This is a genomic window from Antarctobacter aquimaris (genome assembly GCF_900184945.1).
Lineage (GTDB): Bacteria > Pseudomonadota > Alphaproteobacteria > Rhodobacterales > Rhodobacteraceae > Maliponia > Maliponia aquimaris.
In genome coordinates this window covers 247,432-264,734 of record NZ_FXYF01000006.1, presented here as the reverse complement: position 1 = coordinate 264,734, position 17,303 = coordinate 247,432, and the positions used below count along the sequence as shown (strand labels likewise).

The 17,303-nt window shown below is 68.9% G+C and carries 19 protein-coding genes; 9 read left to right on the top strand and 10 right to left on the bottom strand.

Features of this window, described 5'->3' with window-relative positions:
* Position 1: 1 nt before the first annotated feature.
* The 6 genes from MAA8898_RS13035 to MAA8898_RS13010 are packed head-to-tail and all read right to left on the bottom strand — an operon-like array spanning position 2 to position 5,136.
* Entirely contained in the window at positions 2-562 is a 561-nt protein-coding gene (locus tag MAA8898_RS13035; RefSeq protein WP_094021453.1) for an HK97 family phage prohead protease, read from the bottom strand.
* A complete protein-coding gene (locus MAA8898_RS13030) occupies positions 562-1,827 on the bottom strand; it encodes a phage major capsid protein (protein ID WP_094021452.1) in 1,266 nt (421 codons plus the stop codon). Before MAA8898_RS13030 ends, MAA8898_RS13035 begins: the two co-directional genes overlap by 1 nt.
* Complete coding sequence (locus MAA8898_RS13025; protein WP_245853405.1) at positions 1,828-2,133, bottom strand: HNH endonuclease; 306 nt, start codon at positions 2,131-2,133, stop codon at positions 1,828-1,830.
* 29 nt (positions 2,134-2,162) lie between these two features.
* Positions 2,163-3,890, bottom strand: a complete 1,728-nt coding sequence (locus MAA8898_RS13020; protein ID WP_141194847.1) for a terminase large subunit domain-containing protein — start codon at positions 3,888-3,890, stop codon at positions 2,163-2,165.
* On the bottom strand, positions 3,887-4,531 hold the full coding sequence (locus MAA8898_RS13015; RefSeq protein ID WP_176445151.1) for a helix-turn-helix domain-containing protein: 645 nt from the start codon (positions 4,529-4,531) through the stop codon (positions 3,887-3,889). The genes MAA8898_RS13020 and MAA8898_RS13015 overlap by 4 nt, the downstream gene beginning before the upstream one ends.
* Before the next feature lie 56 nt (positions 4,532-4,587).
* The gene (locus tag MAA8898_RS13010; protein WP_094021449.1) at positions 4,588-5,136 is read right to left on the bottom strand and encodes a head-tail connector protein; all 549 of its coding nucleotides are present in this window, start codon (positions 5,134-5,136) and stop codon (positions 4,588-4,590) included.
* 209 nt (positions 5,137-5,345) lie between these two features.
* Here MAA8898_RS13010 and MAA8898_RS13005 point away from each other — a divergent pair, with 209 nt between their 5' ends.
* The 3 genes from MAA8898_RS13005 (at position 5,346) to MAA8898_RS12995 (ending at position 8,921) form a co-directional block, all read left to right on the top strand.
* Entirely contained in the window at positions 5,346-6,554 is a 1,209-nt protein-coding gene (locus tag MAA8898_RS13005; protein WP_245853404.1) for a LysR family transcriptional regulator, read from the top strand.
* A 119-nt stretch (positions 6,555-6,673) separates the two neighbouring features.
* Positions 6,674-7,225, top strand: coding sequence for a 2OG-Fe(II) oxygenase (locus MAA8898_RS13000; RefSeq protein ID WP_094021447.1), 552 nt, complete (start codon positions 6,674-6,676; stop codon positions 7,223-7,225).
* A gap of 139 nt (positions 7,226-7,364) precedes the next feature.
* Positions 7,365-8,921, top strand: coding sequence for a tryptophan halogenase family protein (locus tag MAA8898_RS12995; RefSeq protein ID WP_281252877.1), 1,557 nt, complete (start codon positions 7,365-7,367; stop codon positions 8,919-8,921).
* 9 nt (positions 8,922-8,930) lie between these two features.
* On the opposite strand, the gene MAA8898_RS12990 is transcribed toward MAA8898_RS12995, so the two are convergent.
* Both MAA8898_RS12990 and MAA8898_RS12985 read right to left on the bottom strand, forming a co-directional pair.
* Positions 8,931-9,158, bottom strand: coding sequence for a tumor necrosis factor receptor family protein (locus MAA8898_RS12990; protein WP_094021446.1), 228 nt, complete (start codon positions 9,156-9,158; stop codon positions 8,931-8,933).
* Positions 9,159-9,273: 115 nt separating this feature from the next.
* A complete protein-coding gene (locus MAA8898_RS12985) occupies positions 9,274-10,392 on the bottom strand; it encodes a pyridoxal phosphate-dependent aminotransferase (protein ID WP_094021445.1) in 1,119 nt (372 codons plus the stop codon).
* Positions 10,393-10,702: 310 nt separating this feature from the next.
* Here MAA8898_RS12985 and MAA8898_RS12980 point away from each other — a divergent pair, with 310 nt between their 5' ends.
* The 3 genes from MAA8898_RS12980 to MAA8898_RS12970 all read left to right on the top strand — a co-directional run bounded on the left by MAA8898_RS12980 (position 10,703) and on the right by MAA8898_RS12970 (position 13,853).
* Entirely contained in the window at positions 10,703-11,989 is a 1,287-nt protein-coding gene (locus MAA8898_RS12980) for a lipoprotein-releasing ABC transporter permease subunit (RefSeq protein ID WP_094021444.1), read from the top strand.
* A gap of 114 nt (positions 11,990-12,103) precedes the next feature.
* Positions 12,104-12,787, top strand: a complete 684-nt coding sequence (locus MAA8898_RS12975; protein WP_094021443.1) for an ABC transporter ATP-binding protein — start codon at positions 12,104-12,106, stop codon at positions 12,785-12,787.
* An 82-nt stretch (positions 12,788-12,869) separates the two neighbouring features.
* Positions 12,870-13,853 (top strand): Ldh family oxidoreductase, encoded by a 984-nt coding sequence (locus MAA8898_RS12970; protein ID WP_094021442.1) that lies wholly within the window; start codon positions 12,870-12,872, stop codon positions 13,851-13,853.
* A gap of 48 nt (positions 13,854-13,901) precedes the next feature.
* Here MAA8898_RS12970 and MAA8898_RS12965 read toward each other — a convergent pair whose 3' ends face one another.
* Together MAA8898_RS12965 and MAA8898_RS12960 are read right to left on the bottom strand one after the other, a co-directional pair.
* Positions 13,902-14,336 (bottom strand): DMT family transporter, encoded by a 435-nt coding sequence (locus tag MAA8898_RS12965; RefSeq protein ID WP_094021441.1) that lies wholly within the window; start codon positions 14,334-14,336, stop codon positions 13,902-13,904.
* An 11-nt stretch (positions 14,337-14,347) separates the two neighbouring features.
* The gene (locus MAA8898_RS12960) at positions 14,348-14,758 is read right to left on the bottom strand and encodes a PaaI family thioesterase (protein WP_094021440.1); all 411 of its coding nucleotides are present in this window, start codon (positions 14,756-14,758) and stop codon (positions 14,348-14,350) included.
* A gap of 136 nt (positions 14,759-14,894) precedes the next feature.
* On the opposite strand from MAA8898_RS12960, the gene MAA8898_RS12955 reads away from it, so the two are divergent.
* The 3 genes from MAA8898_RS12955 (at position 14,895) to hisD (ending at position 17,297) form a co-directional block, all read left to right on the top strand.
* Complete coding sequence (locus MAA8898_RS12955; protein WP_094021439.1) at positions 14,895-15,368, top strand: c-type cytochrome; 474 nt, start codon at positions 14,895-14,897, stop codon at positions 15,366-15,368.
* A gap of 69 nt (positions 15,369-15,437) precedes the next feature.
* Positions 15,438-15,863 carry a c-type cytochrome gene (locus tag MAA8898_RS12950; RefSeq protein WP_245853403.1) on the top strand — a complete coding sequence of 142 codons (426 nt, stop codon included), beginning with the start codon at positions 15,438-15,440 and terminating at the stop codon, positions 15,861-15,863.
* A gap of 132 nt (positions 15,864-15,995) precedes the next feature.
* Positions 15,996-17,297, top strand: a complete 1,302-nt coding sequence (gene hisD / locus MAA8898_RS12945) for a histidinol dehydrogenase (RefSeq protein WP_094021438.1) — start codon at positions 15,996-15,998, stop codon at positions 17,295-17,297.
* Positions 17,298-17,303: the final 6 nt, after the last annotated feature.

Genomic DNA, 17,303 nt, shown 5'->3' with positions numbered 1-17,303 from the left:
GTCACCTCCACCTGTAGTGATCGTTGATGTGCATCATCATGCGGTTGAAGTCCGGGGCGCGCTCCCGCCATTTGCGGGCCTCGACCTGGGCGCGGTCGTAGGCGGGCCTCGTCACGGCGGACAGCTCGACCAGCTCGGCCGCAAACACCGTGCGGCGCAGCGTCTTGCCCTCCCGGTCGATCCGGTCGCCATTGCCGGGCACGCGAAAGCCGGGGGACAGGCCCCGGATCAGCCCGGCGTCGTGGGCGGCGAGGAAGTCGCGCGCCCAGGACGTGGCGTCCGATATGGTGGCGTCGAAGGTCAGCGCCTCGTCGCTGTCGGTCAGCGTCAGCGTGCCCGCCGCCCGGCTGGCCAGCGGCTTGTCGAAGTCGTGCCCGGACAGCAGGTAGATGTTGGCATCCGACGAAAGCGCCGCGGCGAAGGCCCGCGGTGCGATCACCTCGACTCGGCCGGGGGCCAGTTCGGCCGGGTCGTTGTAGGGGAAGCGCCCGCGCAGGCGCGCGCCTCCACCACTGAGGCGGCGCAGCTCCAGCGCGCCGCCTGCCACGCCGCCGAACAGCATCAGCCCAGCTCCAGCCCGGTCAGCAGTTCAAGCTGGGACGGACGCGCAACGGTCACGTCCATCGTGGCAAGCGCGGTGATCCGCAGCCCACCCGATTGTGCATCGCTGTAGGGGTCGCGGATCACATCCACAGCACCCCACGCGCCGATGAAGATCGGGGCGACACCGCCTGCGGCGGTCGTCAGCAGCGATTGCGTTACGTCCGGGGTTCCCGAGGTCGGGGCCGCAAGAGCGTTCGAGGTCATGACGACTTCGCCAAGGTTCTCGGCCAGCCGGTCGTACTCGAATTTGAAACCGCCATCGCCCACCATGAGGCCATCGAGGTAGTCCCAGACCTCCGGCCGGATCAGCGCCTTGACCGACTTCGGGCCGGTTGCGGCATTCGCGGTCATGAAGCGCGCGACGGCCGCGCGATAGGCTGACCAGCTCACCGATGCGGCGACTGCCGTGGACGTGATGCCATAGGTCGCCGCGCCGGTGATCACGCCCAGCGGCTGGCCATTGGCCCCGGTGCCGAGAAAGGCCGCCTGATCCATCGCCGCACCCATGGCCCCGCTCATGTCGCGCCGCACCGCCTGTTCCAGCGCCGCGCCGGACTGTTTGAGGGCCTTGCGCGTGATCCGCATTTGGATGCCGAGGTTGTGGTCAGGCGACATTGCGCGGTCGGTCGTGGCATAGGTCGTCGGCCCGGCCACGTTCGCGGTCTCGCCATCTGCCCAGCCCGCCGTGACGGCCGAGGTCGTCACCGGCCATTCCACCGCGCCCGCGTCGATGCTGATCATCTGCGCGCCCATGCGAGCCGCCACACTGTCGGGAAACAGCCGGTCGATGATCGGCCGCGTCTGCATCGGGTTCGGGGTGCCGCTGGCCACCGTCTCGCCCGCGCGGATTTCCAGCGCCTGCCACGGCACCGGGATACCACGGAAGCCGCCGCGCTCGCGCAACTCGGTCACGACTTCGGCCGTCCTGCCGGTGAGCTGGCGTCCTTCGTCCAGGGCCAGCGCCACCTGCCGCAGCTCGAAACCGGCCATCAGGTCGGCCCATTCCTGGGCGGAACGGGTCTCGAGGTCGGCCCCGGCCTCGCGGCGTTCTTCGTCCTCTGCGATGAGGGCGGCGCGATACCGGGTCTCGTTGGCGCGGTATTCGCGGTCAAGCGTGTCCATGCCGCGCAGCTCGTCGTCGGACGGGCTGTCCTTGCCTGCCAGCTCTGCCAGAGACTGTCTGATCTCGGATTGCCTCCGAGAAATTCGTACTGAGTCAAGCATCTAAAGCTCCTTTGTGCTTTCAGTTTTTTTTCTGCCGTCTTGTTCCAGGGCCTCGACAGCGTGTTGCCAGTCCTGGCGGTCTTCTCGTGGCGGCGGGTGGCCGCATTCGATGCGCGTCTTGCGCGTGTGGCAGGACGGGCAAAGGGCTTGCAGGTTCGAGGGGTCGTAGGACAGGTCCGGGTGCGTCCTGACCGGCTTGACGTGATCCACCTCGAGCCGCCCGCGACAGCCGCAGTCCCGGCAGCGGTAGCCATCACGCTCGAGGATCTCCGCGCGCAGCACCTTCCACCGCTTGGTGCGGGTCACCTTGCGGCTGAACCTCTGGTGTTCCTTCCTCAGGCCCATAGCATTCTCGCCTTGCGCACCGGCTGCGCGGCGATCCGCGCGCCCTGGGCAACGGCGATCACCGATGCCTGTACAGCGTCAATGCAACCGGTGGATCGGGCCTTGGCCAGTTTGATATTGTTCGAGGCATCGCGAATGCAGACCGCATCCGCGAAGGCAGAGCGCAGCAGCAGCGAGGGCTTGGCTTTCACCAGTCCGTCGAAGGCGGCGCGGCGAAAACGCTCGCAGTCCTCGTTTGACTCTTTCCACACTGTGCTGCGCCAAACCACGGGTGCCCGAATGCCCGCCCGCGTGATCGCTTCACCCAGCTCCGCTTGCTTGTAGCGGTCGGCAATAATGCAGGTAACCCCTTGGCCCTCGACGTGGCGCAGCACCTCGACCAGCCACGGGGCCACGGGAACGGTCTTGTCGCCCAGCGTGGTCAGTTCGCCGCGCTCCTGCATCTCGACATAGCGCCCGGCCACGCCATCGGCCTGCCCACGGTCCAGCAGGCTGGGGGAGCTGGGGAAGGTGCCCAGGGCCTCGAGCCGTCCGGTCGCGGGCCAGTAGAAGGCGGCGGCGGTCATGCTGGCAGAGCCGCCCAGGTCGATCCCGATCACCACGCCGCCCTCGCGCGGCGGAAGCTCGGAGACTTCGCAGGCCAGCCATTCGTCCAGGGTGATCAGCAGGTCCCGCGACTCGCCGCTGATCCGTTCGTTGCGGTTGTAGAGGCGGAAGGTGGACAGGCTCGAGCCGCCGCGCGCAATCGCCCGCTGTGCCTGTGCCTCGAGCCATTCCAGGCTCCCGCCGATGCCGTGCGGCGCGCCCGGATTGGCGATGAGAAGCGAGTCCCGGTCATCCGCCGGCAGACCGGGGGCCGGCCGGTGTTCCTGCACGTAGGTTCCGGGGGCCGGATCGTCGATCCAGCGGCTGAAAGGGTGGGTGTCGTCGCTGGCGGACGTGCTGATCAGGAAGGCGCGGCCGCCGCGTTTGCCCAGACCGGACAACAGCGCGTGTTCCAACTCGTCGCCGCGATCCAGCGCCCAGTGCCCGCGCTCGTCCAGGATGACGATGGTCGGCGCGCCGCCCAGGGCGGACTTGCCGTCCGCCGCCACCACGCGCAGCACATGCCCGCCGCCATCGCCGGTATATTCGATCTCCAGGCGCGGCGCGCGGCGAAAGATCAGGTGCCGTTGCACCTCGAGGGGAAGCGACTGGCAGTAGCCTGCCACGAAGTCCCAGATGATCCGGCCTTGGTCCCGCGTCCTGGCGGCGGCGATGATCTCGCGGCGCGGCTGGCGGTCCCAGATGCCCAGCAGCCCACCCAGGCCCAGCCCGGCCGTGATCGCGGACTTGCCATTGCCGCGCCCGATGCTGAGAACGGCGGCGGCGGTGTCAGGGGCAAGGGCGCCTTCGATGAAACGCCGCTGGAACGGGGCCAGCGTCACCGGCTGGCCCGCGTTCGGACCTTCCGGGATGCACAAGCCTTGCATCCAGCGCATAGCTTTCTCGGCCGGGGCCGCAGATTCCAGCTCCCCACCGGGCGCGAAAATTCCCAACTCAGGGTGACGGTTACCCCCTCGCAACAAAGTTGCGGCATTGGGACCAGATGCAAAGAGGTCGGGCTGATGCGCGGCCGCGATGACAGGCGCGCGCTCGGGCTTCGGCGGGAGTTTCGAGCCATCGGCCGCCCTCCACGCGCGGGGTGCCTTCCCGGTCTGCTTCGCCACCTCGGTCATGCCCGCGCCGCCTTCGGTTGCGGGGTCGTTGCCCAGGTCAGGAAACGAACAGCGACTTGCTGTCCGATGCTGTCAGCGTCATCCGGGGGCATGGCGGACGGCATCAGCCATCCCGCGCACTTTCTCTGCCTGACCCGGTCGCCAAGCTCGGCCAGCACCGGCCAGCCGTGAGCCGCCAGCCAACCGTCCCAGGCAACGTGCCGATGCGATCCGGGGGCGATCTCGAACACCTGCCGAACGGGGCAGTCTTGCTCAGATGCGGTCGGGCACGCGCTCTGGTTCTTTACTTGGTTCCTGCCTCTATATGGCGCGGTGCAGATATGACCCGCGTTCGGTGCAGATTTGACCCGCGTTCCCGGTGCGGTCGCGGGTCGTTTGTGACCCGCGTTATCCTGCGGTCGTTGACCAAACGCGACCACTTTACCGGGGCTGAGGAAAGCATAGCTGGCGGTTCGCTTGCGTGCTGTGACGCCCGTCTTGCCAAGCCATCCGGCGCTGATCAGGTCGGCCAGAGCGCGCTTGACGGTGGCCTCTGACACGCCCATGTGGTCCGCCAGAGTCTGCCGCGAAGGGTTGCACTGACCAGTGTCACGATTGGCAAAGTCCAGGGCAAGAACCTGCGCCAGCATCTTCGCTGTCATGGACAGATCACGGGCCGTTCGCACGGCCGCCGCCCATTCCTGTCGCCATTTGCCACTCATCCCTGCACCCCACGGTAGCGCGCTGCGATGCGCGCAAGGTGCGGCGAGGTCGTCAGGCTCTTGAAGTCGGTCGGGCCCCTGCTGTCGTAGTGCAGCGCTGTCTGATCCATGATCGCTTGCGCCAGATCGCGGGGTATGTCGGTCGCGGCATCCCCAAAGCCTGCCGGGTATTCAATCGTCAGGCGGTCAGGCAGAAGCGTCAGGAAGCTGTCGCCCAAGCGGATCATGGCGCGCGTACCGCCGACCAGCGTGAAGTCCGTGAAGGACGCGCCGTCCGCCGCGATGGTCACGGCCGCGTCATCGGCCACGGGACCGACAGGCAAGCGCCAGTCCAGATCGGTGCCGGGGTCGAAGACCACCACGCGCACGGTCTGGGTCAGCAGGGCAAGCTGGGCAAACTGTTCCAGCTCTGCCGCAGCCGTCCAGGCCATGTCTTGTATCAACGTGTCGTCATCGTCAAAGTCCACGCGCAGGTGCAGCTTGACCGCATCGAAGTCGAAGGGGGCGGCGGAGCTGACGGGTGTGCGGCTGATGAGCGTCTTCATGCTGCCAGCCCCGTCTGTTTCCGGTTGGGCAAAAGCCCATATTCGCCAAGGATTTCAATGGCGGTAGTTTCGACGGTTGGGCGCTCTAACCCTCTTGCTTCACAGGTTTTATTGCCGTCCTGCCGGGGTCGCCATGTCACCTCTCCCCAGCCGACATCCGCGCTTTTCGCGGCCATAAGACGGGGCTATACCGACCCCTGTCGCCCGTCGTGGCCACCGATGCCGGAACCCAGATGATCTCGCGCAATTTCAGGCATTTCCGCGTGTTCCTTGCCGTGGTGGACCTGCGCTCGCCGACGCTGGCGGCCGAGCGGTGCCGGGTGACGCAGCCGGCGGTCACGCAGGCCTTGGCCAAGCTCGAGCGCGAAGCCGGCGGCGACCTGTTCGAACGCAGGCGCAACGGTTTTTTCCCGACCCGGAGAGGGCGGCTGTTCGAGGTGCGCCTCCGCCGCGCGATGGACCGGCTCGACGCGGCGCTGGCCGAAGTGTCGCCCAGGCTGGCGGTCACCGCCAGCGCCGCGCAGGTGCAGGCGCTGATCGCGATGACCGAGGCACAGAACCATACCCTGGCGGCGCGCGCGCTGGGGCTGGCACAACCGACGGTGCACCGCGCCATCAGCCAGCTGGAGCAGGCGGCCGGGCGGCCGCTGTTCGAACGGACCTCGCAGGGGTCGGTGCCGACGCGGGCCTGCCGCAGCCTGGCACAGGCCGCACAGCTGGCGTTCTCCGAGATCGAGCAGGTCGAGGCGGACCTGGCCGAGGACGAAGGCCGCGAGGTCGGCCGCATCGTCATCGGTGCGCTGCCGCTGTCGCGTTCGGTCGTGCTGCCCGAGGCGCTGGCGCGGTTCCGCGCCCTGCGGCCCCGGCAGCGGGTCACGGTGATCGACGGCCCCTATGCCGACATGCTGACGGGGCTGCGGCGCGGCGCCATCGACCTGATCCTGGGCGCCCTGCGCGACACCTTGCCGGTGCCGGACATCACGCAGGAACCCTTGTTCGAGGACACGCTGTCGGTTCTGGCGCGGCCCGGGCACCCGCTGGCCGGCGCGCGCGCCATCCCGCTCGAGGTGCTGGCGCGCCATCCCTGGGCTGTGCCGCGTCCCGGCACCCCGTCCCGCGCGCAGTTCGACGCGCTGTTCCCCACCCACGCGGTGCCGCCGCCCGACAGCATTCTTGACTGCGGGTCGATCCTGCTGATGCGCGAGGTGCTGATGCGCAGCGACCTTTTGGGCTGCATCTCTGCCCAGCAGGCCGAGGCCGAGGTGCGCAACGGCCTGCTGGTGCGGCTGGATACGGGGATCGACTGGCCCGCGCGGCCCATCGGCCTGACCTGCCGCAGCGACTGGATGCCGACCCGCGCGCAGGGCCTGATGCTGGACTGTATCCGGGCCGCGGCCCGCGCCGTCCGCCCGGCATGACGGAAGTAGGCGATTTGCCCTGAACGGATGTCGTTTTCTGCCCGGCGTGTCGGCGCTGGATCGGCGCATCGTTCCACGTGTTGGCACAAGGCCGCGACCTCAGGACACCGGAGCCCGCCATGATCACCCCCTATGCCTGCGACGCCATGTTCTCGGCCGCCGAATGCGACCAGATAGTCCGCCTTGCCCGGGCGCATGACTTTGCCGAAGCCGGCCTGGTGCGCGGGCAGCAGAACGAAAGCATCCGCGTCGCGCGCATCGCCTGGCTGGACGAGGAGGGCGAGGCCGGCTGGGTGTTCCGCCGCGTCGTCGACACGGTGTTGGCGGCGAACCGCGCGCATTTCGGCTTTGCCCTGACCGAATTCGCCGAGCGGGCGCAGGTGGCCTGCTATGAGGCGGAGGAGGGCAGCCACTTCGACTGGCACACGGACATCGGCGCGGGCACCTTCGCGGCCAAGCGCAAGCTGACGCTGGTCGCGCAACTCAGCGAGCCGGCCGACTACGCCGGCGGCGCGCTGGACCTGAACGGCAACGGGCAGGTCGATGCGGTGGGGCGGGCGCGCGGCAGCGCCACGCTGTTTCCCAGCTTCGTGCTGCACCGGGTCACACCGGTGACGCGGGGCCGGCGCTTTTCGCTGACGACCTGGGTACATGGTCCCGCCTTCACCTGATCCCGCGCTGACCGAACCCGCGGGTTGCCAATCGGGCTCACGCGCGTAGGCCTCCCTTACATCAAGACGTGAGGGAGGGTGCGACATGGGAGAGCCGGTCACATCCATCACCATCGTGGGCGGCGGCACGGCGGGCTGACTGGCGGCCACCTTCCTGCGCAGCAAGATCGCCGCACGCATCAAGATCACGCTGATCGAATCGCCCAACGTCCCCACCGTGGGCGTGGGCGAGGAGACGGTGCCGCAGATGCCGGTCACGCTGCGCGAGATGGGCCTCGACGACCAGGACTTCATGCGGCGCTGCAACGCGTCGTTGAAGATGGGGGTGATGTTCAATGACTGGAACGTCGACCGCAAGGGCCGCCCTATCCGCTACATGAACCCCTTTGCCACGGCGCCGCGGATCGACGGCATCGAGGCGGGGCACTACTTCCAGGCCTACGGCGCAGGCCGGCGGGATTATGTCACCTCCTTTTCGCCGATGCCGGAGCTGTTCGAGGCGTACAAGTGTCCCTTCTCATTTGGCGGGCCGGCGGACGATCCGATGCCGCGCGCGGGCTATGCCTACCACCTGGACGCAGTGCAGTTCGCCGACCTGCTGTGCGAGACGGGCACCGCGCGCGGGGTCGAGCATATCCTCGACGACGTCGATGATGTGGAACTGGACGACCGGGGGCTGGTCGCCGCGCTGCATCTGCGCGCGAAGGGGCGGCACCCGGTCCAGCTGGTGATCGACTGCACAGGGTTCCGCGGCAGGATCATCCAGCAGGCGCTGGGCGAGCCGTTCGACAGCTATTCCGATCACCTCGGCAACGACCGGGCGCTGGCGTTGCAGACCCCGCATCCCGACCCGTCGAAGATCCGCGCCGCGACCCAATCCACCGCCCTGGGGGCCGGATGGAGCTGGGCCGTGCCGTTGTTCAACCGGATCGGCACCGGCTACGTGTTTTCCTCGGCGCATCGCACCGACGAAGAGGCCGCGCGCGAATTCCTCGCGCATCTTGGTGACGCCGCCCCACCGGGGTCGGAGCCGCGGGTGATCCCCATGCGGATCGGCCGATCGCGCCGCGCCTGGGTCGGCAACTGCATCGCGCTGGGGCTCTCGGGCGGGTTCATCGAGCCGCTGGAATCCACCGCGATCCACATGATCGACCTGGGGCTGCGCTGGCTGCTGGACTGCTTTCCCAGCCAGGACTACGAGGACGCGACGCGCGCCGCCTACAACAAGCTCTCGGACGACCTGTTCAACGAAGTGCGGGATTTCATCTGCCTGCATTACCGGCTGAACAACCGCAGCGATTCGCCCTACTGGATCGACGCCCGCGGCGAGCTGAAGATTTCCGACCGGCTGGAGCATCTGCTGGACCTCTGGCAGTACCAGCTGCCGACCCAGCGGGACGTGCCGCATGCGCATCTCTTCTCGCACCAGGTGTTTACCGCTGTGCTGCTGGGAAAACGGGTGTATGACACGGGCTACGGGGCCGGGCGCCTGAACCGTGCCCATGCGCTGCCCGAAACCGCGTGGAAGGCGTTCCTCAAGCAATCGGCAGTGCGCAACAGGGCCGTGGTGGCCTACAAGGCGGACCACCGGCGCACGCTGCTGGCCCTGCGTGGCGAATTGCGCGGGGCGCCGCCCGCCTCGGCGCAGCTGGGCACCGTGGAGGCGATGGCCAGCGCGGAGTCTGCGCTGTTCTAGGCCCGCCCGTCAGGCGTGGCTGGACGGTCCGCCGAACCGTTCGAACCGCCGTTCATGGGCGCGGCGGGCGGCTTCGATCCGGGTGACCCCGTGGTTCAGGAACGCGCCAAGGATCAGCACCGGGCCAAGACCCCAGGCCGACCACAGCGCAAGGAAGATCCACAGAAGGTTGACAAAGATCAGGATCAGGTTGGCAGTGGTGTAGTCCTGGACCGGTTGCGGGGGATGGTTGGCCATCGCGGGACTCCTGCTTGCAGGGGAACAATATGCGACAGAATAGCGCACATTGCCCGCCTGTCAGGTCAGGATCTCCCGAAACCCCGAAGATTTGATGAATCCGGTCCCACGCCGCTCAGTCCACGCGCGCCTGTCGGGCGATGGCCAGCGCCACCGGCAGCGCCTCGGACAGGATCGCCATGTCCTCGGGACGGCCCGCGCTGATCCGGATGCAGCGGTCCTGCGGCGCGACGAACGGCATCCGCACAAAGACACCTTCGCGCGCCAGCCCCTCCAGCACCCGCCGGGCAAAGGCCCCGTCGCTGCCACAGTCCACCGCGACGAAATTGGTGGCCGAGGGCAGGGCGGTCAGCCCGTTGGCGGCGGCGATGCGCCCGATCTCGTCGCGCGAGGCCGCGACCAGCCGCAGCACCTCCTCCAGCCAGGTTTCGTCCTCCAGCGCGGCCAGCGCCCCGGCCAGGCCCAGCCGCGACATGGCGAAATGGTTGCGGATCCTGTCGAAGGCGCGGATCGTGTCCGCCGCCGCGATGGCGTAGCCCACCCGCATCCCCGCCAGCCCGTAAGCCTTGGAAAAGGTGCGAAAGCGGACCACGCGCGGGTCCTCCGGGTCGATCCGCGGCGCGGTGCCCTCGGGGGCGAATTCCACGTATGCCTCGTCCAGCGCCAGGATGCAGCCGTCCGGCAAGTCATCCAGCGCGGCCTCGATGGCGCGCGCGCCGTGCCAGCTGCCCATCGGATTGTCCGGGTTGGCCAGGTAGACGACCTTGGCGTCCACCTCGCGCGCCTTGTCGATCAGCGCGCCCAGGTCCTCGTGGTCGCCTTTGTAGGGCACCTTGTGCAACTGCCCGCCAAAGCCGGTGACGTGGTAGTTGAAGGTCGGATAGGCCCCATCCGAAGTCACCACCGCATCCCCCTGCGCCACCAGCAGCCGCACCAGGTAACCCAGCAGCCCGTCGATCCCCTCGCCCAGCAGGATGTTGTCGATCCGGCAATCCAGCCGTCCGGCCAGCGCCGACTTCAGGTCCAGGTGGGAGGGGTCGGCGTATTTCCACGCCTCCGCCGCCTCGTCCTGCATCGCGGCGATGGCAAAGGGCGAGGGCCCGAAGACGTTCTCGTTGGCGCCAAGGCGGGCGCGGAACGGGGCGTTGCGGGCGCGCTCCTGCACTTCGGGGCCCACGAAGGGCACGCTGGCGGGCAGGGAGGCGACGAGGTCGGTATAGCGGGGTCCGGTCATGGCGCCACTATGCGGGCGCGCCGCGCGCCGTCAACGCGGGATTTTGCACCCCTGTGTCGCGGGCGATCTTGGCGCGCAATTCCAGGTCGCCCGGCCGCGCCACCAGGCCTTGGCGACCGCTTCGGCCCTGCGGATCGGCGCCTCCACCGGGCAAGACCAGTCGGACATGGGACACCTCGCGGCTTCTTCTCTGCGAAAATACCCATACCCCCGCCACCGCCCCGCGCGCGGATCCGCCATCGGCCCCCGGCACCGCTTGACCCTGTCGCGCCGACAGGCCAGTTTCCCGCCCGAGCAGGACAAGAGAGCCATGACGCGCCAACCGCCCCCCTTCGCCGCCTTCGAATGGCTGATCGCCTGGCGCTATCTGCGCGCCAAGCGGGCCGAGGGCGGCGTGTCCGTCATGACCTGGATTTCGCTCCTGGGCATCACCCTGGCGGTCTTTGCCTTGATCGCGACGCTCGCGGTACGCTCGGGCTTTCGGGCGGAGTTCGTCGACACCATCCTCGGCGCCAATGCCCATGTCACCGTCTACCATGTCCAGCGCGTGGACGAGAACGGCGCCGTGACCCGTACCCTGCCGGACCATGCCGCCATGGCCGAACGGGTGCGCGCCGTGCCCGGCGTCACTCGCGTCGCGCCGCTGGTCAAGGGCCAGGTGATGGCGACGGCCGATGGTCAGAATGCCGGGGTCGAGGTCTTCGGCATCGCCGCCGCGGATCTGGCCGCCATCCCCCGTATCGCCGACCCGGAGACCGGGCATGGCGACCTGGCGCGCTTTGGCGATGGCATCGCCATCGGCTCGGGGGTGGCACAGATCCTCGGTGTGGGGTTGGGTGATGAGGTCAAGCTGATCTCGCCCAACGGGGTCAAGACCGCCTTTGGCGTCTCGCCGCGGGTCAAGGGCTACGAGGTCACCTATATCTTCACCGCCGGGCGCTATGATATCGATCGCACGCGGGTCTACATGCCCCTCGACGAAGCGCAGCTCTACTTCAACCGCGAAGGGGCTGCGGACGAGTTGGAGATCACCGTCAAAGACCCGGAACAGGTCGAGGATTTCGCGCTGGAGATCGGCCAGGCGGCAGGACCCGGCGCGATCATCTGGACCTGGCAGGATGCCTCGGGCGGCTTTCTCAGGGCGCTCGACGTGGAGGACAACGTGATGTTCGTCATCCTGTCGGTGCTGGTGCTGATTGCGACCATGAACATCGTCTCGGGGCTGATCATGCTGGTCAAGAACAAGGGCCGCGACATCGGCATCCTGCGCACAATGGGCCTGACCGAAGGCGCGGTGATGCGCGTGTTCTTCATCTGCGGCGCCTTCACAGGGATCCTGGGCACCATCGCCGGGGTGATCCTGGGCTGCCTTTTCGCCATCTACATCGACCCGATCTTTGCCACGGTGAACTACCTCTCCGGTGGCGGGGTCTGGGATCCGTCGATCCGCGGCATCTACGCGCTGCCCGCCGAACTGCACCTGAAGGACGTGCTTTCGGCGGTCTCGCTCTCGCTCGGGCTCAGCTTTGTCGTGACCATCTTCCCGGCCCGCCGCGCCGCGCGGATGAACCCGGTCGAGGCGCTGCGTTATGAATGACGCGGGACGGGACTGCCGGGCGGGCCAAGGGCCTTGCAAGGCCCTTGCAACGGGCTTGCAAGCCCGTTTCCCCGCGCCCTTGGCCGGCGATGCGCCCCAGTCGAAAGGTCGGACATGACGGAAACGATCCTGCGCCTGACCGGCATCGAGAAGACCTACAAACAGGGCCTGCCCGGCGAGGTCCGCGTGTTGCGCGGCATTGACCTGACCGTCGCGCGCGGCGAAGTGGTGGCGCTGGTCGCGCCCTCCGGCGCGGGCAAGTCGACCCTGCTGCACATCGCCGGCCTGCTCGACACGCCGGATGCCGGCGCGGTCGAGATCGGCGGTGTGGCGATGCAGGGTTTGTCCGACCGCCGCCGCACCGCCGTACGCCGCGCCGACGTGGGTTTTGTCTACCAGTTCCACCATCTGTTGCCAGAGTTCACCGCGCTGGAGAACATCGTGCTGCCGCAGCTGGCCAACGGCACAGCGCGGGGCGAGGCCGATGCGCGGGCGCGGAATCTGCTGGACAGCGTCGGCATCGCCGACCGTGCCGACCATCGGCCCGCCGCGCTGTCGGGGGGCGAACAGCAGCGCGTCGCCTTCTGCCGCGCCATGGCCAACGGGCCGCGCCTGCTGCTGGCGGACGAGCCGACCGGCAACCTCGATCCGACCACCTCGGATCGGGTCTTTGGCGCGCTCATGACCTTGGTGCGGGAGACCGGGCTTTCGGCGCTGATCGCCACGCACAACCTGCAACTGGCCGAGCAGATGGACCGCCGGGTGCGGCTGGACACCGGGATGCTGGCAGAGGTGTAGCGGCACGGCGGGCGGCATATTCAAACCGGTTTCCCTCTGCGCGAAGCCGTCCTAGGCTGGTGCAAACCCGGAAGGACACGCCATGCCCACGATCCCCGTCACCGAAATTCACCGTCTGTCCGAAGCCGCGCTGGCGGCCCATGGTGCCGACGCGCCCATCGCCGCCGAAATGGCCCGCGCCATCACCTGGGCCGAGGCGCGCGGCAACCGGATCTGCGGGCTCTACTACCTCGAAAGCTACTGCCAGCAGCTGCGCAGCGGACGTGTCGATGGCCGCGCGGTGCCCAGCATCGAGCGTCCCCGCGCCTCCGAGATCCGCGTCGATGCCGGCCATGGTTTTGCCCAGCCCGCCTTTGCCGCCGCCCTGCCGCAGGCGCTGGAGGCGGCGCGCGAGACCGGGGTGACCAGCCTGGCCCTGCACCATGCCCACACCTGCACCGCGCTGGGCTATTTCACTGATCAGATCGCGCGCGGCGGTGTGCTTGGGCTGGGGCTGACCAATGCCTCGCCCATCGTCGCGGCCCCGGGCGGCAAGACGCGGGTCATCGGCACCAACCCGATCTCCTTTGCCGTGCCGGACGGGCGGGGCGGGGTGGCGATGCTGTTCGACCAGAGCACGACCACCGTGGCGCTGGGCCGGATCACCATGGCCAAGGCCGCTGGAGAGCGCATCCCCGAAGGCTGGGCCGTGGACGCCGAGGGCCTTCCGACGACGGACCCGGAGGCCGCGCTGGCCGGATCGCTGACCAGCGCCGGGGGGTACAAGGGCTGGGGCTTTGGCCTGATGGCCGAGATCCTGGCCGCCTGCCTGGGTGGCGGCATCCTCAGCCGCGAGGTCACGCCGCTGAAGGCGCCCGAGGGCAAGCCGCACGATCTGGGCCAGTATTTCCTGTTGATCGACCCGGGGCAGGGCGATTTCTACGATCGTCTTGCGCAACTGGCCCGGATCGTGACCGAGGATGAGGGCGCGCGGATGCCGGGGCAGCGCAAGGTGCCCTCCGCCAGTGCCGAGGTGCCCGAGGCCCTGTGGCAGCAACTGCGCGACCTGGCGGGCGGACCGGACTGAGGAGACCCGCCCCGGACCTGGTCCGGGGCCTCGCGCCGGTTTTCGGATCTATGCGCGCTGGGTGATCCAGACCCCCAGCGCCATGACGGCGATGCCGGTCGCCCGGGTCAGGCTCAGCGGCGAGATGCGCGCGCCGAACAGCCCGAAGTGGTCGATCGCCGCCGCGCTGATCAATTGCCCCAGCAGGACGAAGAACACCGCGTTGCCGACGCCGAACCTGGGCGCGATGAAGGTCACCGACAACACGTAGAAGGCCACCAGCGTGCCGCCCAGCAACAGGTGTTTCGGCGCCTCGACCAGCCCCGCCATGCCGCGCGCCCCGGTGACCAGCCAGACCGTCGTCACCGACAGCAGGGCGACGCAGAACAGCACCACCGTCGCCGCCACGGGCGAGGCCAGCCGCACCCCCAGCGCCGCGTTCAGCGCGGCGAGGATCGGGATGCCCACGCCCGACAGCAGCATCACCAGCGCGAAATGGGACATCCCCGGCCCTTTCATGACGGCAGGAAAAAGGTGGCCGAGGCCGCCGCCACCGGCGCGGCATCGGGCAGGCGGATCAGCTCGGCCTCGGCAAAGATCAGCGCCCGCCCGGCCTTGATCACCCGCGCGGTGCAGCGCACCGCCGAGCCTTTGGCCACGCTCAGGAAGCGGGTTTCGAGGTTCGTGGTGGCGACGGGGGTGAAGACGCCCAGCCGCCCGGCGCAGGCAAGGACCATCGAGGTGTCTGCCAGCGTGGCCAGCGCCTGGCCGCAGACGATGCCGCCGACACGGGCGATCTCGGGGCGCACCGGGATCTCCAGAACGGCGGCCTCGGGGCCGATGGCGGTCACCTGCGGATGCAATGCCAGCACCCAGGGGGCGAAATTCTCTTTCAACAGGCGCTGTGCGGTGGCAGGATCAAGCATGAGGGGCCTTTCCAGTGTTCGGCGCGACTATGACTGCGGCGCAGGCGGCTGTCACCCCTTCCAGGCGGGAGCGGGACCCGGGGGCGACAGGCCGCCCCGCGCGGACGGAAAGGCAAGACAAGGAAAGGAGCAGGACATGATCAGGACAACCTTGGCCCTGGCGGCGCTGGTGACGGCGACCGCCTGCGCGCCCTTCTGGGCCAAGCAGGAGGATGCCAGCCGGGCCTGGTTCAACCCGTTGCGGCCGGCGGTCGAGGAGGCGGAGCATCCCGGAGCACGGGCCTACGCCGACAACTGCGCGCACTGCCACGGGGCCAGCGGGCAGGGCGACGGCATCGCGGCGGGCGACCTGCCGATCGCGGTGCCCGACCTGACCGCCCTGACCCTTGCCCATGGAGGGGTCTTTCCGGCCGAGCTGGTGCTGGAGACCGTGCATGGCTACCCCGGCAAGTTCCACCGCGGATCAATGCCCGAGTTCGAGCGACAGCTGTCCGGCCCGGTGGTCGAGTGGCGCTCGCCCAAGGGGGAGATCATCATGACGCCCAAGGGGCTGCTGGACGTGGTCACCTATGTCGAGAGCCTTCAGGCGGACGGGGTCTCGGACGGCTGAGGGCGGCTTGCCGCCGGGTGGATTTCAGCGCAGAAAGCGCGAAACAGAGGCAGGAGCGGGAAAACTGTGATGTGGAAGATCGGGATGGGGCTGGTCGCGGCGCTGGCAGTGTCGGGATGCCTCGAGACCACCCAAAAGGCCGAGACGATGCCCGGGCCGCAGGACGGGCGGGCGCTGTTCATGGCGAACTGTGCGGTCTGCCACGGCGAGAACGCCAAGGGCAACGGGCCGATGGCGCGGGCGATGAAGACGGCGCCCAAGGACCTGACGCTGATCAAGGTGCGGCACGGCAACAGCTTTCCGCGCGCCAAGATGATGTCGATCATCGACGGCTATGCGCGGTCGGACCTGGCCGGGCCTGGGATGCCGGAATTCGGGGCGCTGCTGGAAGGCGACCTGGTGCCCTATGACAGCGGCGACGGCAAGCAGACGCCGACGCCGCGCAAGCTGGTGGCGCTGGCGGAATACCTCGAGTCGATCCAGGCCAGCCGCTGAGCGCAGGTCTGGACGGGCGCGGCGCTCGTCTCGGCCCTGCACGGGCCGCGACATCGCCCCGCCCACCGTCCCCGGCCGCTTGAGCCTTCGCGCGCCGCACGCTAAGGGAGCGGCCAGCGAAGGGAGAGGCTCATGCCCCAATTTCTCGACACCCGCGACGATGCCTTTGACGCCGCCTTCACGGCGCTGCTGTGCGCCAAGCGCGAAGACAGCCCTGATGTGGACGCGGTCGTTGCCGGGATCATCGCCGATGTGCGGACCCGTGGCGATGCCGCCGTGCTGGAGCTGACCGCGAAATTCGACCGCCTGCAGCTGACCGCCGAGGGCCTGCGGTTCACCGAGGACGAGATCGCGGCGCACTGCGCGCAGGTCCCGGATGCGGAGCGGCAGGCGCTGGAGATCGCCGCCGAGCGCATCCGCGCCTACCATGTCCGCCAGATGCCGCAGGATGCCGAATGGACGGACCCGGACGGGGCCACGCTGGGCTGGCGCTGGGGCGCGGTTTCGGCGGCGGGGCTCTACGTGCCCGGCGGGCTGGCCTCCTACCCGTCCTCGGTGCTGATGAACGCCATCCCGGCCAAGGTTGCCGGGGTCGCACGGCTGGCGATCTGCGTGCCGACACCGGGCGGCGTGGTCAACCCGCTGGTCCTTCTGGCCGCGCGCATCGCCGGGGTGGACGAGATCTATCGCATCGGCGGCGCGCAGGCGATCGCCGCGCTGGCCTACGGCACCGAGAGCATTGCACCGGTGGACAAGATCACCGGGCCGGGCAACGCCTTTGTCGCGGCGGCCAAGCGGCGGGTCTTTGGCAAGGTCGGGATCGACATGATCGCCGGGCCGTCCGAAATCCTGGTGATCGCCGACGGCGAGACCGATCCGGACTGGATCGCGCTGGACCTGATGAGCCAGGCGGAACACGACGAGAACGCGCAGGCGTTGCTGATCTGCACCGATGCCGACTATGGCCGCGCCGTGGCGGCGGCCGTCGACAAGCGGCTTGAGACGCTGGAACGGCGCGCCATCGCGAGCGTCTCGTGGCGCGATTTCGGCGCGGTGATCACGGTGCGCGACCTCGACGAGGCGGCGGCGCTGTCGAACCGGATCGCGCCCGAGCACCTGGAACTGTGCGTCTCGGACCCCGAGGCGCTGGCCGCGAAATGCATCCATGCCGGGGCGATCTTCCTCGGCCAATGGACGCCCGAGGCCATCGGCGACTATGTCGGCGGGCCGAACCACGTGTTGCCGACGGCCCGCTCGGCGCGGTTCTCGTCCGGTCTGAGCGTGATGGATTTCCTCAAGCGCACGACGCTGGCGCGGATGACACCCGAGGCGCTGCGCGCCATCGGCCCGGCGGCCGAGGTGCTGGCGCGCTCCGAAAGCCTCGAGGCGCACGGGCTGAGCGTGACCGCGCGGCTCGACAAGCTGAACCGCTGAGAGGGC

Coding starts and splice junctions, on each gene's coding strand:
- MAA8898_RS13035 (WP_094021453.1), bottom strand. CDS start 562: ATGCTGTTCGGCGGCGTGGCAGGCGGCGCGCTGGAGCTGCGCCGCCTC.
- MAA8898_RS13030 (WP_094021452.1), bottom strand. CDS start 1,827: ATGCTTGACTCAGTACGAATTTCTCGGAGGCAATCCGAGATCAGACAG.
- MAA8898_RS13020 (WP_141194847.1), bottom strand. CDS start 3,890: ATGACCGAGGTGGCGAAGCAGACCGGGAAGGCACCCCGCGCGTGGAGG.
- MAA8898_RS13015 (WP_176445151.1), bottom strand. CDS start 4,531: ATGACAGCGAAGATGCTGGCGCAGGTTCTTGCCCTGGACTTTGCCAAT.
- MAA8898_RS13010 (WP_094021449.1), bottom strand. CDS start 5,136: ATGAAGACGCTCATCAGCCGCACACCCGTCAGCTCCGCCGCCCCCTTC.
- MAA8898_RS13000 (WP_094021447.1), top strand. CDS start 6,674: ATGATCACCCCCTATGCCTGCGACGCCATGTTCTCGGCCGCCGAATGC.
- MAA8898_RS12990 (WP_094021446.1), bottom strand. CDS start 9,158: ATGGCCAACCATCCCCCGCAACCGGTCCAGGACTACACCACTGCCAAC.
- MAA8898_RS12985 (WP_094021445.1), bottom strand. CDS start 10,392: ATGACCGGACCCCGCTATACCGACCTCGTCGCCTCCCTGCCCGCCAGC.
- MAA8898_RS12980 (WP_094021444.1), top strand. CDS start 10,703: ATGACGCGCCAACCGCCCCCCTTCGCCGCCTTCGAATGGCTGATCGCC.
- MAA8898_RS12975 (WP_094021443.1), top strand. CDS start 12,104: ATGACGGAAACGATCCTGCGCCTGACCGGCATCGAGAAGACCTACAAA.
- MAA8898_RS12970 (WP_094021442.1), top strand. CDS start 12,870: ATGCCCACGATCCCCGTCACCGAAATTCACCGTCTGTCCGAAGCCGCG.
- MAA8898_RS12965 (WP_094021441.1), bottom strand. CDS start 14,336: ATGTCCCATTTCGCGCTGGTGATGCTGCTGTCGGGCGTGGGCATCCCG.
- MAA8898_RS12960 (WP_094021440.1), bottom strand. CDS start 14,758: ATGCTTGATCCTGCCACCGCACAGCGCCTGTTGAAAGAGAATTTCGCC.
- MAA8898_RS12955 (WP_094021439.1), top strand. CDS start 14,895: ATGATCAGGACAACCTTGGCCCTGGCGGCGCTGGTGACGGCGACCGCC.
- MAA8898_RS12950 (WP_245853403.1), top strand. CDS start 15,438: ATGTGGAAGATCGGGATGGGGCTGGTCGCGGCGCTGGCAGTGTCGGGA.
- hisD (WP_094021438.1), top strand. CDS start 15,996: ATGCCCCAATTTCTCGACACCCGCGACGATGCCTTTGACGCCGCCTTC.